Genomic DNA, 20,054 nt, shown 5'->3' on the forward strand with positions numbered 1-20,054 from the left:
GGGCGGCCAAGCGGCTCCGGGCCGCCAGACGGCAGAGCGCCGGGCAGTCGAGACCCCCTGGCAGCGCAGATGGGTCGCCACCTTCCGCCTGTCACAGGCTGACACCGATCAAGATCGCTAGTCGGCAGGCAGAGAGGTTCGCGCTCCACGAACGCCACCGGACCTCCGCACGCCCAAGCGCCCAAGCGCCCAAGCACGCCCGGTAGCTCCATGGCGCGGTTTGGCGGTTTGGCGGTTTGGCGAGTCGCAAGAATGAAAGATTTTGGTCATTCCAACGACCAAAATCCTTCATTCTTGCGGATTGCCAGGCAAACTGCACCCCTTTTGCCCTTCTTGGGGCGAATTATCGGCGCCATGCGGCGATGGCCGGAGACAAGGAAGCACCGCGACGCCGCGCCAGCACCACCCCGGCCAGCTTTCGATCACCTCCGGGTGGCCCGGCCACGGCCGACGCGGGCCGTTGGTCACCGAGACGACCTGATCGTTGACAGCAGGCCCCTCAGATGGCGGAGCCCAGGCCCCTCAGGCGGCGGGCGGGACGCGCACGATGGTGAAGGTGAGCGTGCGGCGCGCGCGGAAACCCAGCGCCTCGTAGAGCCGCAGCGCGGTGTCGTTGCTGCCTGTGACATGCAGGAAGGGGAGCTCGCCGCGGGCGGCGATGCCGGCGGTGAGGGCCAGCACGAGCCGGGAGGCCAGGCCCTGCCCCCGGTGGGCGGCTTCGGTGCAGACACCGCTGATCTCGGTCCAGCCGGGCGGGCGGACCCGCTCACCGGCCATCGCGACCAGCCGGTTCCCGCGCCGGATCCCGAGGAACGTCCCGAGCTCGATCGTGCGGGGCAGGAACGGCCCGGGATTCGTGCGGGCGGTCAGTGCGAGCATCTCCGGCACATCGGCGGGGCTGAGACGGACGATTTCGGAGCCACCCGGGGCGCCGGCGACCCCCTCTCCCGTCATCTGCACCCCGGTGCCGCGCAGTACGACCTCCCAGCCGGCGGGCGGCGGGGTCTCGACGGCGGCGAGCGGCACGACGGCTCCCGGGCCGGCGAGCGCGGCAAGATCGGCCCAGTCCGCGGCGTCGGGCCGCTCGGGCATGGCCGCGAACTGCGACATCTGCGGCGGGTAGCGCCGGACGTCGCCGCGCCGTTGCGCGAACGGGGCGTGCGGGCCGCACAGCGACGAGCGCACCGGATTGTCGAGCACGTGGTGCCCGCCCGAGCCGGAGCCGGCGGGAGCGGGGGCGGGGGCGGCGGGCGCGGGGACGGGCCGCCCCAGGTCCGCCTCCGCTGCGGCCTCGGTCACCGCGGGGCCGGCTCCGGGCCGGCCGCCCCCGGAATCGCCGCCGCCGGAATCGCCGCCGCCGGAATCGCGGGCTCCGGGCCGGCTGCCTCCGGGATGGCCGGCGCTGGGAGTGCCGGCGCTGGGAATGCCGGCAGGCCGAGGTTGGCGCGCAGCGTGGTCCCCTCGTACTCCGTGCGCAGCGATCCCCGTTCCTGCAGCAGTGGGACGACCTTGTCGACGAACTCGTCGAGCCCGGTGGGCGTCAGGTGCGACCCGAGGATGAAGCCGTCCGAGCCGTCGTTCTGGACGAACTCGTCGAGCCGGTCGGCGACCTGGGTCGGCGTTCCGACGAACTCGGCGCGGGCGAACAGGTGGATCGCCAGCTCGCGCAGCGAGTACCCGTTCGCCTCCGCGAGCTCGCGCCACGCCTTCACCGTCGCGTGCGCGTCGCCGTGCCGCGTGGTCCGGCCCTCGATCGCCGGTGGCCCGTCGGTGTCCGGCTCGACGTCGGGCAGCGGGCCGTCCGGGTCGTAGCCGGACAGGTCACGGTTCCAGACCGCCTCCAGCAGGATCTGCGCGGTCCGGCCGGTGACCTGCGCGCGGGCGATCTCCCGGGCCCGTTCGCGGGCGTCTGCCGCGGTGTCGCCGAGGACGAACAGCGCGGCGGGCAGCAGCCGCACCGAGCCAGGTGGACGTCCGGCGGCGGCGACCCGGGCGGTGATGTCCCGGTAGAACTCCTGGGCCTCGGGGAGGCTGTGGTACGGGGAGAAGATCGCGTCGGCGCCGGCGGCGGCGAAGTCCCGGCCCTGTGGGGAGACCCCGGCCTGCAGGATCACCGGGCGGCCCTGCGGGGAGCGGGGCACGGTGAAGCGGCCGGCGATGTCGAACTGGCGACCGTGCCGCGCGAACCGGCCCACCTGTCCGTCCCGCAGGAATCGCCCGCGGTCGCGGTCGGCGGGGACGGCGTCGGCCGGCCAGCTGTCCCACAGAGCCCGCGTGGCGTCGAGGAACTCCTCCGCCCGGAGGTAGCGGTCCGCGGGCTGCAGGAAACCGCCGCGCCGGAAGTTGCGGCCGGTGAAGGTGTCGAGGGACGTCACCACGTTCCAACCGACCCGGCCGTCGGAGAGGTGGTCCAGGGAGGCGAGCTGGCGGGCCAGCTCGTAGGGCTCGTTGAAGGTGGCGTTGACGGTGCCGACCAGCCCGAGGTGCTCGGTGACGGCCGCCAGCGCGGCGAGCACCGGCAGCGTGTCGGGGCGGCCGACCACGTCGGTGTCCAGGAACGCCCCGAACCGTTCCCGCAGGGCCAGGCCCTCCGCCAGGAAGAAGAAGTCGAACTTCCCACGTTCGGCGGTCTGCGCCAGGTGCTGGAAGGAGGAGAACGCGATCTGGCTGCCTGCGGCCGGGTCCGACCACACCGTGTGGTGGTTCACGCCCGCCAGGTAGGCGCCGAGGATGATCTGCTTGCGCGGCTTGCTCACGAGGGCGGCCCTTCGGAGTCAGACGGCGGCGATGTCGGCGTCGGCGCAGCGGTTGGCGGGGCGGGGTGCAGGGTGCCACCCCGCCCCGTCGAGCGCGACGGCGAGATGGAGCGGAGTGGAATCGGGCATCGGTCCCGTCCCTTCCCGGCCGACATGTCGAAATGCGGCCCAGGAAAGCACTCTGCGTAAATACACCTTGTCGAGTCAAGAAGTAGGAAAGTGATCCAGAACACGCCCCGGTGGACGTTGACGGAACGGACAGGTGCTGCGGGACGGCACCCGCGACTACTCGACCAGGGCGCTCAACCGAACCGGGCGACCAGCCGAACCGAGCGACCAGCCGAACCGAGCGGTCGGTCGAACAGGGCGGTCAGTCGAACAGGGCGGCCACCAGCGCGGCGCCGCGACGGTCCAGCCAGGTCTCGAACGTCATCAGCTCCGGGTGGAGTGCCCGCGCGGTCGCGAGGTCGGCACCGTAACCGCCGCGTTCGTTGACGAAGGCCACCGCGTCGGCGAAGTCCTCGTTCGCCGCGCGGACGACGTCGACGGGCAGCTGCACGTGGCCGATGTCGCGGCCGGTGGCCCGGCTCAGGGCCCGTGCCGTCTCGGCGGGGCGCAGCTCGTCGCCGGCGATCGCGAGGGTCCGCTCCGCGAACCGGGCGGGATCGGCGAAGGCGAGCGCGACGAACGCACCGATGTCGTCGAGGGCGATGAGCTGCTCGGCGACGTCCGGCGCGAACGGGCTCGCCAGGGTGCCGGTGTGCACCCCGAAGGCCGGCGAGGCGTAGTTCTCCATGAACGACACCGGCCGCAGGATCGTCACCGGCAGCCCGCTGCCGCGCAGGTACTCCTCGATCTCCCACTTGCTCGCCAGCGCCCGCGGAGCCGCCGGCCCCACCCCCGCCGCCGAGGCGTGGACCACGTGACGGACACCGGCCCGCGCTGCCGCGTCGGCCACGTTGCGACCCCAGGCGACCTCGTCCGCGAACGGCACGGGCGGATAGCCGAGCGCCCCCCGCTGAACGCTGAACACCCCGTGGACGCCCTTCGCCGCCACGTCCAGAGACTGCGGGTCGGCGAGATCGCCGACCACGATCTCCGCACCCCGGTCGGCGAGCCGGCGGGCCGCCGCTCCCGTTGGGTCGCGCGTCAGCGCCCGCACCGCCCAGCCGTCGGCTAGCAGCCGCGTCGCGACCGCACCACCCTGGTTACCCGTCGCCCCTGTCACCAGGACTACATCCCTGCCACCACCGACCATGACGACACCGCCTCTCTCTGCTGCCGGATGGAACCAGAGAGCGGACCATCCGACCTCATCAGCACACGAATAATCACCGAACGTGATTGTCGTGCACACTACGAGAGCAGTTCCCCAGGCTGGCGGCGATCTCCACGTGTCGCACGAGTCCGACACAGATCACACCCGTACGGCGCAGGCCCGCCCGCGGCAAGCCCGTCCAGGGCACGGGTACCGGCCGAGCGGGGCGTCACTCGAGCAGGTCGGGTTGTTCCTCGACGATGAGGTCGTAGAGGGCCTCGAAGGCCCAGCGAGCGCCGTCGTCACCCCAGCCCTCGCCGGCGGTGGCGCTGGCGATCTCGTGGTCCAGGATTCGCAGCGCGCCGGCCGCGGCCGCGACGAGCTGGGTCCGCGCCGCCCGCTCCGCCGCGATGTACCAGTACGCCGCCGCCTCCACGCTGGTGCCGACGGTGAGCAGGCCGTGGTTGCGCAGGATCGCCAGCTTGTGCGGACCGAGGGCGGTGGCGATCTTCCGGCCCTCCGCCTCGTCCAGCACGACTCCGTTGTACTCGTCGAAGATCACCTGATCCTCATAGAACGCGAGGGAATCCTGGGAGATCGGATGCAGCGGCTCGCCGATGGCGGCGAGCGCCCGGCCGTACAGCGCATGGGTGTGCGCAGCGCTGACAACATCAGGCCGGGCGGCATGGATCTGCGAATGGATGTTGAACGCCGCCGGGTTCAGCGGCGGCGTTCCCTCGACGATCCCCCCGTTGCCGTTGACCAGCAGCAGGTTGGAGACCCTGATCCGGCTGAAGTCGAGGCCGAACCGGTTCACCCAGAAATGGTCGCTCAGCTCGGGATCACGGGCGCTGATATGGCCGGACAGCCCCTCGGCGATGTCGAGCTTGGCGAAGAGCCGGTACGCGGCGGCGAGTTTGCGCTTACGGTGCAGCCGCTCCTCCGCCAGCGTCCTGACCGGCTCCGGGCGAGGCCATTGCCCGCCTTCGGCCGGTGCGACCAGCCCGGCCCACGGGCTCCTCCGCTCGCCGGCGGATGATTCGGGGGACGCGTCCGGCGCCGGCCCGATCGCCGCCGCCGGCACGTCATGGGTGGAAAGCGTCATGCCCTGGCCTGCCCTTCCTCATAAAGGGGCCGGTTACTGACCGACAAGGGGCCGCACCGCGGCCAGAACGGCCGAGGACTCGGTGCGCACCATCCAGTCGGGATGGAAGACCAGCGTCACCGGCCCCTCGGCCAGCAGGTCGTCAAGGATGACGGTGCCGCCACCGACCTCGGCCAGCACAAACGGCGGCACCACGTCGCCTGGCTTGACGAAGCGTGCACGGTCCGCGTTCGCTTCGAGGGAGCGCCGCAGGTCGGCATGAGCCCGAAGCTGCTCCGGCGCCCATTCCGCGTCCCGGGTGGCCTGCAGCTGGTCCAACAGACCCTGGATCGTCACGGGCGCTGCCACGGTCTGGTTAATAGGATTCCCTCCTCATCCAATGCCTTTCGGAAGCAGTCGTCCGCCTCCCGGCCAGAGCTGGGAGGACGGAAAGTGCAGAAATCCGCCACAGACGGGAGACCTGACCATTCCCGACGTAACACAGCGTGCGCCGGTTCACCCGGTGGGCAATCCGAGCCCGCTACAGCGGCCGACACACACTCGTGTGAGTCCACGCACAGACGGCGGGCCAGCGTGGGGTGGGTGCACAGGTAGCAACATGCGGCAGACGTCGAGGCTTGTCAAGTTTCTCGGTGGAGATAACGGTAAAGGTGAGCAGCCCCGGCCGCCCCGGCAATCGATCCGGATCACACCCATCCCGACACGCCCCCATGTGACGCGGGTCACTTTATTCTTACACTTGACCGATCGACAAACTGTGGTCATGTTGGACCTGTGTTGAGAACTGCGTACCTGGTGTCGCGACAGCACATCGACCGGCTGCGAGTGGCCTCCGCGAGCTGTCCCGACAGCCACAGCGACCACTGACGCCCAGCATCAGGGACCCGAACGGCCCGGCGAACGACGGGCACGAAGCCACGTCGAGCTGAAGCGGCCACCAGGCCACGGCGCCCTCCGCGCGCCGGAATCAAGAGGCCACGCGGCGGCACCGGCGCGGTATGGCAGACGCGTTGGGCTGGCGTCGGAGAGGCGCCGGCCGCCGCATTCCGAACGACCATCCGTGCCTGGCGCGCATCCGCTCCACCAGATGCGCCGACGCGCGCCACCGGACGCCGTCCCTGAACTTCGCCGCGACGACGAAGCGGCCGGGACCTCGGCGACATGACAGCGGACGTACGCAGATCTTCAGATTTCGGCTCGGCGGGCGATCGGCACCGGCGGCGGCACCCAGACCCGTCCACCAGTGACCAGCGGCACCCACCGGCAGCATCCACCGAAGGGACACCTCGTGACCACAGTCGCCGAAACGCCCGTCCAGTCTTCTTTGGCCGTCCAGGCTCTGCAACCGACAATCGGCGCGGAGATCAGCGGTGTCGACCTCCGGGAGCCGCTCACTCCCGAGGTACGCGACCAGATCAGGGCGGCCGTGCTGAAGCACAAGGTCGTCTTCTTCCGGGACCAGGAACTGACCCAGGCGCAGCACGAAGCCTTCGCCCGGCAGTTCGGCCCCCTCTACACCCATCCGGGCGCGGGCACCGCCGGCCCTGACATCAGCCCGGCGATTCACCGCATCGCCAGCGAGGACCTCAAGAAGTACGAGAAGGCCCACACTCCGCAGGCCGGCGACGACGTCTGGGAGCCGTACCACACCGACACGAGCTGGCGGCTCGTGCCGACCTGGGGAGCGGTGCTGCGGGCGGTCCACCTGCCCGAGGTCGGCGGCGACACCATCTGGGTCGACGCCGGACTCGCCTACCAGGGCCTGCCCGACGATGTGAAGGCCCGGCTCGAGGGCCACCACGTCACCCATGACTACCGCGCCGCACTGCACCAGTCCGGACACGACTATCCGGTGGTCGCCCATCCGGCCATCCGCCCACACCGGGAAACCGGCGAGAAGATCCTCTGGGTGAACTTCACCCAGCGGCCGACGATTCTCGGGCTCGACCGTGCCGAGAGCAGGGAACTTCTGACGGCGGTCATCGACCAGTACCGCAGGCCGGCGAACCAGGTGCGGTTCTCGTGGCGACCGGGCTCAGTCGCGTTCTGGGACAATCGCGCGACCGTCCACTACGCGGTACGCAACTACGGAACGTTCCCGCGGCTGTTGGAAAGGATCCTCATCGCCGAGGAAACACTCCATGCCGACCTGTAGGAGGTCCAGGACGGGCCTTGGCACCTCTGCTGACAGGGCACCTCTGCTGACAGGGCACGTCGGGAGGTAGCGATGCCACTCGTCCTCGGGAGACCGATTCCGACCCGCCGGCGCTCGGGCGCTCGGGCGCCCTGGCTACCTCCTGCCACAAGGCGGTGTTCGGTTGGATAATTATCCGTGCGAACCGGCGCGGCCCCTATCGCCCGCCTGTGCGCACCCAGGCCGCCCCGGCCGACTGGTGATGGGCAGCAGGCACGGCCGGACAGCAACCGCCTCGATTTCCCATAACCGAGACCCGCGCCGGCGTGCCCGGGGCGACACGGTCGCCGCGACGCTCCCGGCTTGTCTCGCGACAGCCGGGCGAACACGCCATTCCGTCGTATATTCCCTATGCCAGAGCGGGACAGCACGCGCCGCGGCCAGCCTTTCCTTGACCAGGCAAAACTCGATCCGAACACTCTCCGTAGTCGTTTCAAGCGAGCGGAGTTCGGAATGTCCAAGAAAGGCAGATCGCAGGTCACGCTTCGGCGCGGCCTGATCATTGCCACCGGGGCCGCGATGGTGGTCGGCACCACGAGCATCGAGACGAGCGCTGCCCCGGGGCAGACCTCGCCACCCCAGTCCACGACCGCCCAGGTGGTGGTCGGTTCGGCCATCACCCTCACCGGTCTTCCCGCAAGTTTCGTGCTTTCGGGTAACCCGGGAGACACCGTGGCCACCACCACGCCGGTCACCATGACCGTCCTGACCAACAACTTCGAGGGTTACACGGTCTCGGTCTCGCCGCAGACGGCCACCCTCGCCCCGCCGGCACCTACGAACACCGACACGATCCCCATCAGTTCGCTGCAGGTGCGTCCGACCGGGAGCGGGGCCTTCACCCCGCTGACATTCGGGACGCCGGTCGTGGTCGAAAGCCATGCGTCACCATCGGCCGAACTGGGCGATTCCGTCTCGCACGACTATCAGATCACCATTCCGTTCGTCCGGCCGGACACCTACTCGGCGGTCCTCGACTACGTCGCCACCACCCTGTAATGGTTGTGCCCGGTTTCCGGTCCGATAACAGCCGCACATAGGCGGCTGCCGGGCCGGAAACCGGACAGCGCGACCACGCAGAAGGGTTCCAAAACGGTGATGGCCTGATGGTGACCTACCAGATTCACGAATGCCGGAGGGCCCGAACCGGACGTGTTGCCCGGATCCTCGTCGTGCTCGGCTGCCTCCTCGGGCAGCTCGCGCTGGCCGGCGCGGGCCCGGCTGCCGCGGCTGCCTCTCCTGCCGCGCCGGCGCCCACGGCCCCGGCCCCCGCGTTCGGGCTTTCGGTGAGTCCGACCAGGATGGTCGTCTCGCCGGAGCAGATCGATGGCAGGCATGAGTTCACGGTGACCAACCGGGGACGGGACCCGCTCGACCTGGCGGTGAGCCACACCGGTTTCTCCGCGGATCACGAGGGCAATGTCCGGTTCCTACGGGAGGAAACCCCGTACTCGGCCATGAGCTGGGTGAAGGTACAGCCCGAGCGGTTCCGCCTGGCTCCCGGCGCCCGACAGGTCGTCACCGTGCGGATCACGGTGCCGCCCAGACCTGAGCCGGGCGACCATCACGTCGCCATCCTGTTCATGGTTCCCGCGCAGGGGCGTGAGCAGATCCGGCTGAACCGGGGAATCGGCGCGCCGATCTACATCACTGTCCCGGGCCCGGTGGACGACACGGTGAAGATCACGAGACTGGCGATTCCGTCGTTCTCACCGGGCGGGCCGATTCGGATTTCGGCGACCTTCCGGAACACCGGGACCGTGCATCGCGACTTCCGCGGCGAAAAGGGCCGGCTGCGCCTCCGGGTGGGCGGCGGTACGGTGACCCTTCCTGATTTCACGGTGCCGCGCGGCGAGACCCGTAATGTCTCGGTGCAGTGGAACGACCCGCCTGCGATGTGTCGCTGCCGGGCCGAGCTGGCCTTTCCGTCGCGGGATGGATCGATGCAGCGGGCAGCGGCCTCGGTAACGATTTTCCCGGTAGTCAGGGCAACTGTGGTTCTTGTCGGCCTGGTACTCCTCGGGCTGGTCGGCCTGCTCGGCCGGCGCTTCTACCGCGGCCGGGTCACGGCAGCCGCCGAGGTGCTGCGCCGACAGGAGGATGCCGAGAGTTCCACTGCGGCCGGAAAGAGCACCATGCCCGATACTACCGATGGTCGGTGATACTCGAACAAGGGCAGCAGAAGACGACTTCATGAAACCTCGGGAGCCGCCGCCGGATATCCGCCGCGACACACCGGATTCCTAGGGGACAACGCCTCACTGTTGTTCGGCGTAAAGACCCTTATCGTGGCCGCGGTGAGCACGGCGAGAGAATCGGAACGGGAAAGGGCACCGGGCCAGGTTTCCCGAATGGGGCGCGGTCCGGAGCGAGTCCTGGTACTCCTGGTCATCACCACGTTGTTGACCGGGTCCATCTCGATGCTCACGTCGCCGCCGGCGCTCGCGGCCGGCACGGTGGTCTTCGATCAGCCGTTCCACAACAACACGCCGAACGGCACCGGCGCGGTCGTGCTGCCCGCTCTCGCCCCCGGGCAGAGCGGGGGCAACGCCGCCTGCCTCACGGCCAACGGGAACAGCACCATCGGCGTGCTGCGCAGCTGCCAGACCGAGAAGGACACCCAGGGGTTCGGGAAACTGCGGCTGACCACTCACTCCGCCAGCCTGGTCGGTGGCGTCTTCGGGGCGACCAGCGTGCCGACCTCCCGGGGGCTGGTCGTCAGCTTCAACACCTACCAGTACGGCGGCTCGTCCGGCGGCGACGGCATCGGGTTCGTCCTGGCGGCGACTGATCCCGCGCGGCCGGCGGCGCCGGCGAACCTCGGGCAGTCCGCCGGTGCCCTCGGCTACGCGCCGAGCCGGCCGAGCGCGGTCGGGCTGAGCAACGCCTACCTGGGCGTCGGCGTGGACCTCTACGGCGACTTCAGCAACAACCAGTACGAGGGCACGAACTGCGTCGACCCGCCCTACATCGCCTCGGGCGCACGAGTGCCGGCGCAGGTCGTCGTCCGCGGCCCCGGCAACGGGACGACCGGGTACTGCGCGGTCAACAGCACCGCGACCACGACCTCCGCCGCGCCGCTGAACCTGCGGACAAGCAACCGGGCGAGCGCGCGGGTGCCGGTCAAGGTGATCATCAACCCCACCTCGTCGACGATCGTCGACGACACCGGGACGTCCGTCGGCCCCGAACGCTACCGGGTCGAGGTGACCCCGATCGGCGGGTCGGCCGTGGTCCTGACCGGCCTGCTGCCGGCGGCGCCGGCCGGCCTGTACCCGTCGTCGTCCTGGACCGACGCGGACGGCGTCCCGCGCCAGCTCACCTTCGGCTGGGTCGGCGCCACCGGCGGGGAGAACGACAACCACGAGATCGACGAGGTCAAGGTGGCCACGATCGACGCGGTTCCCACCCTCACGGTCGCGACCACGAGCTACAACGGGTCGAGCCCGCAGCCCGGAGACCCGGTCACCTACACGGTCACCGCGGCCGTGGCAGCCGGCGCCGCGGTGACGCAGCCTGTCACGGTCACCCAGACGGTGCCGGTCAACGTGGTGCCGGTGGGGGCGTTCGGATCGGGCTGGGTCTGCGAGGCGCCTTCGGGGCGAAATATCAGCTGCACCAACAGCAGCGCGCCGTTCGCGGCCGGGACGTCCCTGCCACCGATCACGGTGGTGGCGATCGTGACCGGGTCGGGTGTCACGCCATCGCTGATCCAGACCACCTCGGTCAGCACCGTGGGCGCGGGCGACGTCGCCCCCGGCTACACCAGCTCCACGACGGCCGGGACAGTGCCGTCGGCCCCCACGGGGCTCGCGATCACACCGACCTCGGGCTCGGTGTCCGGCGGCGGCTCGGTCACGGTGACCGGCACCAACATCGCGGGCGCCACCGCGATCGAGATCGGCACCACGACCGAGCAGCGCGCCGGCACCCCCGTGGTGCTGCTGCCCTGCCAGGCCGGCCCGGCCGCGGGCTGCTTCACCGTCAATCCCAACGGCTCGCTGTCCATCTCCTCGATGCCCGCGCGGTCGACGGTCGAAGTGGTCGGGGTCACCGTGGTCACCGCCGGCATCGCCGGGCTGGTGCCGTACATCTACACCAGCGGCCCCGGCACCCCGGCGGCACCGACCGCCACCGCCGGGGTCACCAGCGCCACGGTGAGCTGGGTCGCCCCCCCGGCCAACGGCAGCGCGATCAGCAGCTACGTCGTCACCCCCGCTCTGAACGGGGTGGCGCAGACGCCGGTGACGTTCGACGCCTCGACGACGACGCGGACGCTGACCGGGCTGACGGTGGGTGGCTCCTACACCTTCACCGTGCGGGCGGTGAACGCGCTCGGCAGCGGTGCGGCCAGCCAGCCCTCGGCCGCGGTGGTGCCCTACAACGTGCCGGCCGCGCCGTCGATCACCGCGGTGAGCGCGGGAAGCCAGTCGGCGACCCTGACCTGGACGACCCCGGCGAACAACAGCAGCCCGATCACCGGCTACGTGGTCACCCCCTACATCAACGGGGTGGCCCAGGCGCCGCAGACCTTCACCGGCACCGCGACCACCCGGACGGTCACCGGCCTGACCGGGGGCACCACCTACACGTTCACCGTCGCGGCCGTCAACGCGGCGGGCACCGGGCCGGCGTCGGCGATCTCCGCCCCGGTCACGGCCAACGTCTCGCCCGGTCTGGCGAACCCGGCACCACCAGCCGGCGAGGTGGGCGCGGCCTACACGGTCCAGTTCACGACGGCGGGCGGTACGTCCCCCTTCACCTGGTCGCTCAGTTCCGGCAGCCTCCCGCCCGGCCTCATCCTCAACGCGGCCACCGGCCTGGTGACGGGCACCCCGACCGCCCCCGGGGACTACCCCTTCACTCTGCGGGTGGTGGACGCCAGTGGCCAGTCGGCGACCCAGAACCTGGCCATCGCGATCGCCTCGGCCCCGACGCTGCCGTTCCCCGCTCCCCCGGCCGGTGAGGTCGGCGTGGCCTACAGCCAGCAGCTGACCGTCTCCGGCGGGACGGGCCCGTTCGTCTGGTCGGTGAGCGCCGGCGCGCTGCCTGCCGGCCTCACGCTGAACCCGTCCACCGGGCTGCTGTCCGGGACGCCGACCACCGCCGGCACGGCCTCGTTCGCCGTCCGGGTGACCGACGCGTTCAACCAGTCGGCGACCCGGAGCCTCACCCTCACGATCGCGGCGCCGCCGAGCCTGACGTTCTCGTCGCTGCCGGCCGCCCAGGCGGGCGTCCCCTACAGCCAACAGCTCACGGTCACCGGCGGGACCGCCCCGTTCACCTGGGCGGTCAGCTCCGGCAGCCTGCCGCCCGGTATCACCCTGGACCCGTCGACCGGCCTGCTGGCCGGCACGCCGACGACAGTCGGCAGCTACCCCTTCACCGTCACAGTGACGGACTCCTTCGGCCAGACCGCGAGCCGGGCCGCCACCCTCGCCGTCGCGGCCGGGCCGCTCGTCATCGCGAAGACGGCGAGCGCCCCGTCAGCGGCCCAGGGCGAGACGGTGACCTACACCGTCACCGCCACGAACACCGCCGCCAGCTCGTTCACCGGGGTGACGTTCACCGACGCCCTCGGCGGCGTGCTCGACGACGCCACGTACAACGCCGACGTCACCGCCTCGTCCGGTGTCGCCGCCTTCACCGGGTCCGCGGTCACCTGGACGGGAGACCTGGCTGTCGGGGCAACCGTCACCGTCACCTACTCGGTGACCGTCGCCAACCCGGACACCGGCGACCAGGTGCTGTCGAGCTCGGTCACCTCGCCCACCGTGGGGACGATCTGCCCGGCCGGCGGGACCGACCCGCGCTGCGCCAGCAGGGTGACCGTGTCGATCCTGACGCTGACCGCCAGCTCCGACGTGAGCACCACCATCCCGACGGGCGTGATCCGACGCACCTTCACCGCGGTCAACAACGGCCAGACCCCGTACAGCGGACGGCTGTTCGCGATCGGCCTCACCGACGAACAGGACGACGCGACCTACCTCGGCGACGGCCAGGCGACCTCCGGCCAGCTGACGGCGGACGCCCACAACCTGTACTGGACCGGCAACCTCGCACCGGGAGCATCGGTCACGATCACCGCGTCGGTCCAGGTACGCAACCCGGACACGGGCAACCGGATGGTCCGGACGACCATCTCCTCGATCGCGCAGGGCAGCAACTGCCCGCCCGGCGGAACCGACCCGGCCTGCACCACGACGGTGACGGTGCTCATCCCCGCGCTGACCATCACCAAGACCGCGAACACCGGCGGGGTGACCCCCGGCGGCACCGTCACCTACACGATCCAGGTGGCGAACACCGGCCAGGCCCCCTACACCGGCGCCACCGTGACCGACTCGCTGGCCGCGCTGCTGGAGCAGGCCGACTACAACGGCGACGCCACCGCCACCACCGGCTCGGTGACCTACGCCGCGCAGACCATCACCTGGACCGGCGATCTGGCGGTGGGGGCCAGCGCGACCATCACCTTCTCGATCACCACGCTCAGCTCCACCACCGGTGACGGAGCCCTCGTCAACACGGCCACCTCCTCGGCACTCGGCGCGAACTGCCCGCCGGGCGGAACCGACCCGGCCTGCACCGCGGCCGTGCAGATCCTGGTCCCGCGGCTGACCATCGCGAAGTCGGCGAGCGCGGCGACGTCCACGCCCGGCGGGGTGACCACCTACACGGTCACGGTGACCAATGCCGGCCAGGTCCCCTACCCGGCCGCGTCGTTCACCGACCCGCTCGCCGGGGTGCTCGACGACGCCGTCTACAACAACGACGTCACGGCCACCACGGGTACCGCCAGCTACGCGGCGCCGGTACTGAGCTGGGCGGGCGCCCTGGCCGCCGGCGCGAGCGCGACGATCGTGTACTCGGTCACGACCGACAGCCCGGCCGCGGGGGACGGGCTGCTGACCAACACGATCACCTCGCCGAGCGAGGGGAGCAACTGCCCCGCGGGCGGGACGGACACCCGCTGCACGGTGACGGTCCCGATCGCCCAGCTGGTCATCTCCTCGGCCTTCGACCGGCCGACCGCGACCCCCGGATCGGTGATCAGAGCGACCACCACCGTCACGAACACCGGGCAGGTGCCGTACACGGGCATCACGATCAGCAGCGACGGCACCGATATCGGGGACGACGTGATCAGCAACGGTGATCAGACGGCCAACTTCGGCACACTTTCCGTCTCCGCGGCCGGTGGAGTGTGGTCCGGCGACATCCCGGTGGGCGCAACGCTCGTCGTCACCGCCACCATGACGATCCGCGACCCCGACCCGGGGAACCGTGTCCTGAGCGGTTCCTCGACGACGGACGCGCCGGGCAGCAACTGCCCGCCGGGCGGCACCGACCCACGGTGCTCGCTGTACGCCACGGTCGTCGTCCCCGGCCTCACCGTCGGCACCACCGCGAACACCTCCACCGCGCTGCCCGGGGGCACCATCGCCTACACGACGACGGTGACCAACAGCGGCCAGACCCCCTACACCGGCGTGACGGTGACGGCCGGGCTGAGCGGGCTCCTCGACGACGCGGTCTACAACGCCGACGCCGTGGCCTCGGCCGGGACGGTGAGCCTCGCGGGCTCCGCCCTCACCTGGACCGGCGACCTCGCCGTGGGCGCGACGGCGACGATCACCTTCTCCGCGACGGTCCGCGACCCCGACCCGGGGGACAAGACGGTTCTCATCACGACCACGTCGACCGCGGCCGGAAGCTCCTGCCCGCAGGTCACCACTCCCGGCTGCCTCTCGGGTGTCGTGGTTCTCACCCCGGCGCTGACGATCCACCAGACCGCCGACGCCGCGACCGCCCTGCCCGGGCAGACGGTCGCCTGGACCATCACGGTGGCCAACACCGGCCAGTCGAGCTACCCCGCGGCCACGATCAGCGAGTCACTGGCCGGCATCCTCGACGACGCCGCGTACAACGGCGACGCGGTGGCCTCGACGGGCTCGGTCTCCTACACCGCTCCCACTCTGACCTGGACCGGCGCGCTCGCTCCCGGCGCCACCGCGACCATCACCTTCACCACCACCGTGGGCAATCCCGCGCCCGGAGACCAGGCGCTGACCGGGACGGTCGTCTCGACCTCGGCGGGCGCGAACTGCCCGGCCGGCGGAACCGATCCGTCGTGCACCACCACCGTGCCGATCACGGCGCCGGCACTGTTGACCCTCACCACCCGCACGGACGTGCCCAGCGCTCCCGCGGGCGACACGGTCACCTACACCGTCACGGTCGCGAACGGCGGCGCCACCCCGTACACGGGCGCCGCGCTCACCGACGATCTCGGCGAGGTGCTCGACCAGAGCACCTACAACGGCGACGTGGCGGCCTCGGCGGGCACGGTGGGCGTCACGGGGTCCACGCTGTCCTGGAACGGGAACGTCCCGGCATCGGGACTGGTCACCATCACCTTCTCGGTGACCGTGGGAACCTTCAGCGACGGCACCCTCACCGACCAGCTCGAGTCCGGGTCGCCCGGCTCCAACTGCGCGGCGGGGTCCGCCGACCCACGCTGCACCTCCACGGTCACCGTCAGCAGACTGGCGATCAACGTGACGACGGTCACCTCCGCCGTTCCCGGCCAGCGGATCGCGTTCACCGCCACGTTCACCAACACCGGAGCGACCCCGTACAGCGACATCACGGTGACGTTGGCCTCTGCCGGCATCAGGGACGACGCGACCCCGACCGGCGACCAGACCGCCAGCTCGGGCACATTGGTCACCATCCCGGGCCAGGCGCTCGTCTGGAGGGGCCCCATCGCGGTGGGGGCGACGGTGACCATCACCGCGAGCTCTGTGATCAACGACCCGGACCTGGGTGACCGAATCGTCCAGGGAGCCTTCGTCACCTCCGCGCCCGGCAGCAACTGCCCGCCCGGCGGGACCGACCCGGCCTGCGGCGGGGCCGTACAGGTCCTGATCCCCGGGCTGACGATGACCACGGCCGCGAACACCACCTCGGCCGAGCCCGGCCAGGTGGTCGGGTACACCACCACCATCACCAACAGCGGCCAGACGCCCTACACCGGCGCCGTGGTCACGGCCGACCTCACCGGCGCCCTCGACGACGCGATCTTCAACGGGGACGCCGTCGCCTCCGCGGGGACCCCGACGTTCGCCGGCCAGACCCTCACCTGGACCGGCGACCTCGCCGTCGGCGTGGTGGTCACGGTGTCCTACTCCCTCACGGTGCGTGACCCCGACCCGGGGGACAAGGTGCTGGTGACCACGCTCGCGTCCACCGAGACGGGCAGCTCCTGCCCGCCGAACAGCGCCAACGCCGGGTGCCTCGTGAGCGTCGCGGTCCTGACCCCCGCGCTGACAGTCACGAGCTCGGTGAGCGCGGCGACGGTCCTGCCGGGCGAGACGGTCACCTTCACCCTCGCCATCAGCAACGCCGGCCAGGTTCCCTACACCGGCGCCACGGTCACGGACGCGCTGGCGGACGTGCTCGATGACGCGACCTACAACGGTGACGCGGCCACGACCGTGGGCACCGTCGACGTCACCGGCTCCACCCTGACCTGGACCGGCGACCTCAACCCGGACGTCTCCGCCACGGTCACCTTCTCGGTCACCGTGCGCGCCCAGGGGGTGGGAGGCGGCGACGGCGTGCTGACGAGCACCGCCGTCTCCACGGCCGCCGGCAACAACTGCCCAGCCGGGAGCGGCGACGCCCGGTGCTCGGCGACCGCGCGGATCAGCGAGCTCACGATCGCCACCGCGATCGACCGGACGTCCGCGGGCCCGGGCGACGTGATCCACTCGACGATCACCATCACCAACACCGGCCAGGTCGCCTACCCCGGGGTCACGGTGAGCTTCGGCAACGACGACGCCGACAACCTGGCCTACAACGGGGACGCGGCCGCGACCGTCGGGACCCTCACGTTCGGCCCGGGCAGTCTCCAGCTGACCTGGAACGGTGACCTCGCCCCCGGGCAGACGGCCACGATCACCCTGTCGGTGACGGTGGGCCCGATCACCCAGGGAGGTGTGGTGACCAACTTCGCGGAGTCCCCCACCCCGGGGAGCACCTGCCCCGCCGGCGGGACCGACCCGGCCTGCAGCGCCACCCTCACCCTGCTGGTGCCGCAGCTCACCATCCAGAAGACGCCGAGCACGACCGCCACCCTCCCCGGCGGAACCGTCACCTGGACGATCACCGTCGCCAACACCGGACAGACGTCGTACACAGCCGCAACGCTGACCGACGACCTCACCGGTCTCTCCCCCGACGCCGACTACAACGGCGACGCGACCGCCACCGCCGGCGCCCTGACCTACACGGCACCGCAGCTGACCTGGACCGGCGACCTCGACGTCGGCGCCAGCGTGACCATCACCTACTCGGCCACCGTGCACCAGCAGATCCTGGGCCCGCACGCGCTCATCACCACCGTCAGCTCGACAGAGCTCGGCAGCACCTGCCCACCAGCAGGCGGGAACAACCCCTCCCCCTGCCGGACCATCGTCCTGATCCTCATCCCCCGGCTCACCATCACCAAGACGGCCTCCACCAGCGACACCACGGTCGCGGGCAGCCCGATCGCCTACACGGTCACCGTGGCCAACGAAGGTCAGACGCCCTACACCGGGGCGTCCTTCACCGACGACCTGTCCGACGTGCTCGACGACGCCGCGTACAACAACGACGCCACCGCCACCACCGGCACGGTGAGCTTCACCAGCCCGCACCTGACCTGGACCGGCGACCTCGACGTCGGCGCGAGCGCGACCGTCACCTACTCGGTGACGACCGCGCTGCCGGCGACCGGAGACCACACCGCCACGAACGTGGTCTCCTCGGCGACCTCCGGCGCCAACTGCCTGGCCGGCGGCACGGACACCACCTGCACGGCCACCACCACTGTCCTGGTCCCGACCCTGACGATCACCAAGGTGGCCGACCGGTCGAGCGCCGTGGTCGGCGGCACCATCCAGTACACGATCACCGCGACGAACACCGGCGAGGCTCCGTACCCGGTGGCTGCCATCAGCGACGACCTCACCGAGCTGACCGACAACGCCACCTGGAACAACGACGCCACCGCCACCACGGGCACGGTGAGCTACACCGCCCCCGTACTGACCTGGACCGGAAGCCTGGCCGTCGACGCGAGCGTCACCATCACCTACTCCGTCACCGTCGACCCGGCGGCCACACCCGGGGCGGTGCTGGCGAACCAGGCCGCCTCCGCGGCCCCGGGCAGCACCTGCACCGGCAGCGGGTCCGGGCCGGCCTGCACGGCGACGACGACGATCGAGGCGCAGACGCTCAGCCTGACCGACCTCCCGACGTCCTTCACCCTGTCCGGCGTGCCGAACCAGACGGTCACCGCCGACCACGCGGTCACCATGACCGTCCTCACGAACAGCGCGGACGGCTACACGGTCTCCGTGCAGGGAACCGCCCCGGCGCTGGCCGGAACGCTTCCCGGCAACGACGACACCATCCCGCTGGACCTGCTGTCGGTCCGGGCCACCGGAGACGGTGCCTTCCAGCCGCTGTCGCACACCACCGCCGTCCTGGTGCACAGCCAGGACGTCCCGTCCGCGCCGGGCGGAGACGCGATCAGTAACGACTACTCCGTCGACATCCCCTTCGTCGCATCCGACACCTACAGCACGACACTCGATTACATAGCTGCCACGCAATGACCCGCGCCGCACCGCCGCTCGCCGCCGGGAGACGGCCCACCCGCACGGGGCACCCTTCGCCGTGCCATGACCGGCCGCGCGGCAACGTCACCGGGCTCATCAGGAACTCAGGAACGAGGCTCAGATGGCCGCTTCCCCCACCGTTTCCCCCAGCACGTCCCCACCCGGCGTGCCGCCGCCCGTCGCGGCCCGCCTCCTCGGCGCACTGGGTGCGGGAGCGCTCGCCGTCGCCGCGTCCGTCCTCATGCCCTCCGGGGCGCTGGCCGCGACGGCCGCCGCCGCAACGCCCGACCAGCGACAGAGCGGCCCGAGCCTGACGATCACGGTCGACGACGGCAGTACCGCCGTCAGGGATGGCGACCGGCGGACCTACACCACCACGATCCGCAACCTCGGCACCACCGACGCAGAGGATCTGGTCGTCACCCTGTCCCTGCCGCCGGGAACCCGCGTCGACTCGGCCGACGGCGATGCCGCCGTCGACGACAGCGTCGTCTGGCAGGCCGACATACCGCGAGGGCAGACGTCCACGTTCGTCGCTTCGCTGAAGGTGGGACAGGTACCGCCCAACCAGCTCCGGCTGGCGGTGGTCTCCTGCGTCGCACTCGAGGACGCGGACAGACCGGTCGTCTGCGCGGCCGACTCCGACGTGCTGCCGTCCGCCGCCGCCACCGACGCCGCGCACCGGGACGACCGGTCCGACGGGGTCATCGGCCCGCTTGGCCTGGCCGCGTCGCTGGCCACGCTGGGCGGGGTTGTGGTGCTCGGGGTCGGGGCCGCGCTCGCTGGCCGGCGGCTCCTTCACCGCCGCCGGCTCGTGACCACCGGCGAGGTGACCGGCGGCCAGGTGACCGGCGGCCAGGTGACCGGCGGCGGGGCAGCCCTTCCCCAGGACCCGATCGCGGCCCGCGAGACCGTCGAGGTTCCCGCCCAGCCGCCCGCCCCGGACGATGCCTGGGATCGTTCCGCAGACCACGGCGCTGTCCCGCGTCCGAGGCGATAGGAAATGTGAAGACGGAGGCGAGCCCGGCCCTCGCTGATGGCGCCTCCGCCCGCAGGACCGCGG

Annotated in this window: 10 protein-coding genes; 5 read left to right on the forward strand and 5 right to left on the reverse strand. The window is 71.2% G+C overall.

The window, feature by feature from the left end; translation table 11 throughout:
• Positions 1-522 precede the first annotated feature (522 nt).
• The 5 genes from ACG83_RS29440 to ACG83_RS29460 form a co-directional block, all read right to left on the reverse strand.
• On the reverse strand, positions 523-1,299 hold the full coding sequence (locus tag ACG83_RS29440) for a GNAT family N-acetyltransferase (RefSeq protein WP_054569485.1): 777 nt from the start codon (positions 1,297-1,299) through the stop codon (positions 523-525).
• Positions 1,296-2,756: an NtaA/DmoA family FMN-dependent monooxygenase gene (locus ACG83_RS29445; RefSeq protein WP_054569486.1), complete on the reverse strand. Its 1,461-nt coding sequence runs from the start codon at positions 2,754-2,756 to the stop codon at positions 1,296-1,298. The genes ACG83_RS29440 and ACG83_RS29445 overlap by 4 nt, the downstream gene beginning before the upstream one ends.
• Positions 2,757-3,126: 370 nt before the next feature.
• A complete protein-coding gene (locus ACG83_RS29450) occupies positions 3,127-3,984 on the reverse strand; it encodes an NmrA/HSCARG family protein (RefSeq protein ID WP_235498266.1) in 858 nt (285 codons plus the stop codon).
• Between the two features lie 259 nt (positions 3,985-4,243).
• Positions 4,244-5,119, reverse strand: coding sequence for a class II aldolase/adducin family protein (locus tag ACG83_RS29455; RefSeq protein ID WP_054569488.1), 876 nt, complete (start codon positions 5,117-5,119; stop codon positions 4,244-4,246).
• A 33-nt stretch (positions 5,120-5,152) separates the two neighbouring features.
• Positions 5,153-5,455, reverse strand: a complete 303-nt coding sequence (locus ACG83_RS29460; protein WP_054569489.1) for a hypothetical protein — start codon at positions 5,453-5,455, stop codon at positions 5,153-5,155.
• A 952-nt stretch (positions 5,456-6,407) separates the two neighbouring features.
• On the opposite strand from ACG83_RS29460, the gene ACG83_RS29465 reads away from it, so the two are divergent.
• The 5 genes from ACG83_RS29465 to ACG83_RS29485 all read left to right on the forward strand — a co-directional run bounded on the left by ACG83_RS29465 (position 6,408) and on the right by ACG83_RS29485 (position 19,991).
• The gene (locus tag ACG83_RS29465) at positions 6,408-7,274 is read left to right on the forward strand and encodes a TauD/TfdA family dioxygenase (RefSeq protein WP_054569645.1); all 867 of its coding nucleotides are present in this window, start codon (positions 6,408-6,410) and stop codon (positions 7,272-7,274) included.
• A 492-nt stretch (positions 7,275-7,766) separates the two neighbouring features.
• Entirely contained in the window at positions 7,767-8,312 is a 546-nt protein-coding gene (locus tag ACG83_RS29470) for a hypothetical protein (RefSeq protein WP_235498267.1), read from the forward strand.
• 524 nt (positions 8,313-8,836) lie between these two features.
• Positions 8,837-9,475: a hypothetical protein gene (locus tag ACG83_RS44635; protein WP_152991548.1), complete on the forward strand. Its 639-nt coding sequence runs from the start codon at positions 8,837-8,839 to the stop codon at positions 9,473-9,475.
• A gap of 189 nt (positions 9,476-9,664) precedes the next feature.
• Positions 9,665-18,988: a putative Ig domain-containing protein gene (locus ACG83_RS29480; RefSeq protein ID WP_083473658.1), complete on the forward strand. Its 9,324-nt coding sequence runs from the start codon at positions 9,665-9,667 to the stop codon at positions 18,986-18,988.
• A gap of 124 nt (positions 18,989-19,112) precedes the next feature.
• Positions 19,113-19,991 carry a DUF11 domain-containing protein gene (locus ACG83_RS29485; RefSeq protein WP_054569492.1) on the forward strand — a complete coding sequence of 293 codons (879 nt, stop codon included), beginning with the start codon at positions 19,113-19,115 and terminating at the stop codon, positions 19,989-19,991.
• Positions 19,992-20,054: the final 63 nt, after the last annotated feature.

The sequence above is a fragment of the Frankia sp. R43 genome (assembly GCF_001306465.1).
Classification (GTDB): Bacteria; Actinomycetota; Actinomycetes; order Frankiales; family Frankiaceae; genus Parafrankia; species Parafrankia irregularis.

Excerpts from the sequence above, each read along its gene's own strand:
- ACG83_RS29455 (WP_054569488.1), bottom strand. The coding sequence starts at position 5,119 with ATGACGCTTTCCACCCATGACGTGCCGGCGGCGGCGATCGGGCCGGCG.
- ACG83_RS29470 (WP_235498267.1), top strand. The coding sequence starts at position 7,767 with ATGTCCAAGAAAGGCAGATCGCAGGTCACGCTTCGGCGCGGCCTGATC.
- ACG83_RS29480 (WP_083473658.1), top strand. The coding sequence starts at position 9,665 with ATGGGGCGCGGTCCGGAGCGAGTCCTGGTACTCCTGGTCATCACCACG.
- ACG83_RS29485 (WP_054569492.1), top strand. The coding sequence starts at position 19,113 with ATGGCCGCTTCCCCCACCGTTTCCCCCAGCACGTCCCCACCCGGCGTG.